Raw genomic sequence first — 1,059 nt, forward strand, 5'->3', positions numbered from 1 at the left:
GCGGCTACAATACGAAAATGGGCGCCGAATATCTAAGAAGCAATTGAAGGAGCTTTGCGGAATGTCGCGCAATAAGTTTGCAGAGTTTTATAAGCGATTAGAAAGAGAAGGCATTTTAACGGAAGATGCCGAAACCAAAGATATTTTTATGAATGCCTCCGTTATTTATCGCGGCGATATAAAGCAAATAGGCGCAGATATAAGCGACTTAGAATATACGCGCGTATTCCGCTCAACGGTTCGTCGCCTGTATGAAGAGTTTGACGGCAAGCAGTTAACGCAGTTGGGGCTTATCTATTCAGTATTGCCATTCATTAACGTTCAGTCGAATACCATTGCGTTTAACCCGGAAGAGCGCGACATGGAACGCATTAGACCTATGACGTTACGACACTTAGCAATGACGCTTGAATATGAGAATCCGCAGAAGCTCAAAACGGCAATGAATGCGGTAAAAGTAGATGGCAGACCCGCCTTTCTATTCTACGAAGATGCCGATAACCGCCGCGAGAAAAGAACCGTAGTCAATCCGAAAGTCGTATTCGGCGGCAATGGCGAAGCGCTCGCGCATGTCAACTTAATGTTTAAGCAAGCGCCGCAAACAGGCGCAAATAACTAAGGAGGAAACACGCATGAAGAACACAACGAAACAACCGAAACAAATTCACCTAACGAAAGAAAACGTCTACCGCTTACGCCAATTCCACGCAATGAGCTTAAAAGAGTTTGCCGCAAAAGTTGGCGTCAGCTTCGTATCTATTCATCGCATCGAAACCGGCGAGCTTAAAATTAGCGAGAAAATGAGCGCGCGCATCGTAGAAGCCTTTGCGTTAACGCCGAATAAGCTCCGCTCCGTTACGATTCACCACAAGAAGAATATCGAAGGATACAAAAACGAGGAGGGCGGCGCCAATGAATAACAGATTGCAGGAACTAATCGCATATTTGCACGCGCTTGCTATTCTACGAAATGGCGGCACTAACTGCAATCGCGAAATTAATGAGCTTATGCAATTAATCAATGCGGAACTATTGAAAGCATCAGAATAAGAAAGGAAT

The 1,059-nt window shown here is 44.9% G+C and carries 2 protein-coding genes and 1 pseudogene; all 3 read left to right on the forward strand.

The window, feature by feature from the left end; translation table 11 throughout:
* Positions 1-619 (forward strand): annotated as a pseudogene (locus MLE13_RS17780) (hypothetical protein); the annotation flags it as partial.
* A 13-nt stretch (positions 620-632) separates the two neighbouring features.
* A complete protein-coding gene (locus MLE13_RS17785) occupies positions 633-920 on the forward strand; it encodes a helix-turn-helix domain-containing protein (RefSeq protein WP_240751102.1) in 288 nt (95 codons plus the stop codon).
* Positions 913-1,050 carry a hypothetical protein gene (locus tag MLE13_RS17790; RefSeq protein WP_240751103.1) on the forward strand — a complete coding sequence of 46 codons (138 nt, stop codon included), beginning with the start codon at positions 913-915 and terminating at the stop codon, positions 1,048-1,050. Before MLE13_RS17785 ends, MLE13_RS17790 begins: the two co-directional genes overlap by 8 nt.
* Positions 1,051-1,059 lie beyond the last annotated feature (9 nt).

It is taken from the genome of Planococcus halocryophilus, from assembly GCF_022489025.1.
Classification (GTDB): Bacteria; Bacillota; Bacilli; order Bacillales_A; family Planococcaceae; genus Planococcus; species Planococcus halocryophilus_A.